This is a genomic window from Phocaeicola abscessus CCUG 55929 (genome assembly GCF_000312445.1).
In the GTDB taxonomy this organism is placed as follows: Bacteria; Bacteroidota; Bacteroidia; order Bacteroidales; family Bacteroidaceae; genus Phocaeicola; species Phocaeicola abscessus.
Genome location: NZ_HE997183.1, coordinates 456134 through 459510 on the forward strand (window position 1 = coordinate 456134; position 3377 = coordinate 459510).

1 protein-coding gene is annotated in these 3377 nt (G+C 40.0%); it reads right to left on the reverse strand.

Translation table 11 applies throughout. The features are described from left to right. Positions 1 to 92 precede the first annotated feature (92 nt). On the reverse strand, positions 93 to 3176 hold the full coding sequence (locus BN102_RS05890) for a SusC/RagA family TonB-linked outer membrane protein (RefSeq protein ID WP_019208183.1): 3084 nt from the start codon (positions 3174 to 3176) through the stop codon (positions 93 to 95). Positions 3177 to 3377 lie beyond the last annotated feature (201 nt).

A 3377-nucleotide genomic window follows, 5' to 3' on the forward strand; every position in this document is an offset into this window, starting at 1 on the left:
AAAACGATCCAAATCATAACACCCCGTAAGAACCAGGGCAAATAAAGAGATCAAGAATCTCGACAAGTATTTCTTTTTCATAACAATTCACTTTAAAAGGATAAGTTTATACCAAAAACAGCTTGTTTCATGGAAGGATAATTCATTCCGGATACCTCCGGATCCATTCCCTTAAATTTAGTAAATGTAAAATAATTCTCCAAACCTACATATAGCCTAAATCGTGTCAAATTTGCATGTGAAATTATACTCGACGGAAGAGAATAACCAAGTTGAATATTACGAATCTTAAGGAAAGAAACATCCTCTAACCAAAAATCACTCGACTGAAAATTCCGATTATCCCCTTCCAAAACAAAACGAGGATATGTGGCTGGAGTAGTACGACCTTCATACCAACGACCATTAGCCACATCACGATTTACTATACGAGACCAACGAAGCTGAGTTGTATAATAAGAATTGTAGAAATATTGTTTGATGCCTAAAACGCCATCCATCGAAATAGAAGCATCAAATCCTTTATAATCACCAGATAGAGAGATTCCATATATCCACGAAGGATTGGGACCATGACCCATTGTGACTCTATCATCCAAATTTACCAATCCGTCTCCATTCATATCCTTGTATAAAAGGTCTCCTAATTGAGGAGTACCAAAGGGGAAAGGATTCTTTTTCTTGTTCGTCGACTCATCTATAGGAGCATTCTCGATCATCTTTTGTATCAAATCCAAATCCGCCTGACTCTCTACAATCCTATCTACTTTAAGCAAATATTGAATATTGATAGGCAAACCTTCCTTTAGCATAGTCGTTCCACTATAAGAAGCTTCATCCCCTTTGAATTTTATAACCTTATTCCTATTATAAGTAATATTGGTTGCTATGGAATAGCCAAAACCACCTATTTTGTCTTTCCACGACATTGATAACTCTATGCCGCGATTCCTCACCTTTGCAGCATTTTGTTTCGGAAGACCGGCCGTACCCAAAACAAAAGGAGCGGGCAAAGAGATTAAAATATCATTGGTCATCTTATGATAGAGATCAAGACTGCCACTAAACCTGTTCTTCCAGAAACTCCAATCTATACCAACGTTAGTTACAGAAGTAGATTCCCAAGTTAAATTGGAATTGGCTATTGAAGACTGATAGAAACCTACAACCGGAAGATTGTTAAGTACATATTTGGTAGAACCTAATACCGGAATAGCTTCGTAATTACCTACAGAATTATTTCCTAAAGAACCATAGGAAACTCTTATTTTCAAATTATCCAACCATTGACTTCGAAGTAACTTCATAAAGGGTTCTTCAGATATTCGCCAAGCAGCAGAAAAAGAAGGAAAATTTCCCCAACGATTATCGCCGATAAAACGAGAAGAACCGTCCCGACGGAAGTTCGCTTCAAATAAATATCGCTCATCCCAATTCAAATTTAATCGACCAAAATAAGAACGCATCGACCAATCCGATAAACCGCCAGAAGCTGTAGCATCGCCAGTGGCCGCATTTAGTTGGGTCAAAGCTGGATCTATTAAACCCGAACGAGAGGCACTGAAACTCTCACTCACATATTGTTCCTGACTTCCACCCAACATCAACCGAGCTGTCAAGCGTCCCCAAAGAGTCTTTTCATAGGAAGCCGTCAAATCCATAAAGTTTCGAACGTATCGACTCTCCTGATTGGTAACTGTTATATTTACTCGCTGACCTTTTTCAACGAGCATTTCTTTTTGGAAATTCCACAAATCTATAGGCTGAGGAATGGTCGTCAATTTATTTACATAGAACGAATAGTTATACGAACCGTCAATCGTCAAGCCTTTCAACGGAGTCAATGAGGCAAAAAAACGACCGTTAAATGTATGAGATACATTCTTTCCTGAAAGGGCACGCACATAAGCCAAACCAGAACGAGCTACTTGACTATCCTCGATATTTTGGGTACCTCCTAATCGACCGTCAGGATGTTTAACTGTAACCGTCGGGATGGCCAATATAGAATTGGTAAACATACTCGACAGGTTAGAACTCCCCCGTTCTTTATCTGTAAGAGTGCCATGCAAATTCATACCCACATTCAGCCAAGGAGTAACCTGCATCTTATTATTGGCACGAATACTGTAACGAGAATAGGCAGTGTTCTCGATGATTCCAGGGTTATTAGCATAATTGAAAGAGATGAACGACTGGATCTTCTCTGTTCCTCCAGAAGCCGAAAGATTGTGATTCATCGTATTGGCTGTACGGAAAACACCGTCGTTCCAGCTCGAATTTGGCCAAAGAATGGGATCGTCGTTCGCATGTTCTTTCCACAACTGAATGTTCTTGTCACTGTATATTTGACTTTGTTTGGAGTTTTTCGCCGCTTCGTTAATCAGTTCCATCCACTCCACGCTATTGCTCACAAAAGGCATCAGATGACCCACCTTCTGGGCCGCATAATATGCATCGTAGTTGATGGAAAGCTTCCCTCTCTTGCCTTGTTTGGTCGTAATCAATATAACGCCGTTGGCAGCACGGGAACCATAAATCGCTGAAGAGGCCGCATCCTTCAATACCGAAATATTCTCGATATCCTGAGGAGGAATCCGTGAGATATCGCCTTCCACACCGTCGATGATAATCAACGGAGAAGAATTGTTCAACGTTCCCTGACCGCGTATCAACAAGGAAGCGTTATTGCCAGGGTCATTGCTCCCGTTACGAACGTACAAACCTGAAGCCAATCCTACCAACCCAGAAGAAAGGTTAGTGATCGGACGACTGACGGCAACCTTGCCTATGTCTACCGAAGAAACCGCTCCTGTCAGATTCACTTTCTTCTGACTTCCGTAGCCAACAACGACCACCTCATCTAAACTCTCCACATCTTCCGTTAATCTAACGTCCAACGAAGATCTACCCTCAATATCCAAAACCTGGGTAACCATACCGATGTAAGAAACTTCCAATTTGCCGTTGGAGGGTACATTCGATAGAGTAAACTGACCATTCATATCCGTCATCGTTCCCAGATTCATACCCTGCACTCTTATCGTTACTCCTGGAAGGGGGGTACCCTGATTATCCGTAACGACTCCTCTAACTGCTTTATTCTGGGCATATAGCCATAAAGGAAATATGCACAAAATAAAGAACATCATAATTTTCCCAATCGTGCTTCTCATTTCTTTTTTTCTAACAAGATTAATAATATAAAAACATAATAAACTTTAAATACACTCATTCCATAAAAGAAAGAATTTCATAATATTCGAAAACAAAAACAGTTTGAACTATTACTCCAATATCCTCATCACAAAGGAAAAGATAAAAAAAAGAACAAGTCTTACTTTCACGCTTTTTTAACCTCAAAAAGCGAAAAAAAA

Excerpts from the sequence above, each read along its gene's own strand:
- BN102_RS05890 (WP_019208183.1), bottom strand. The coding sequence starts at position 3,176 with ATGAGAAGCACGATTGGGAAAATTATGATGTTCTTTATTTTGTGCATA.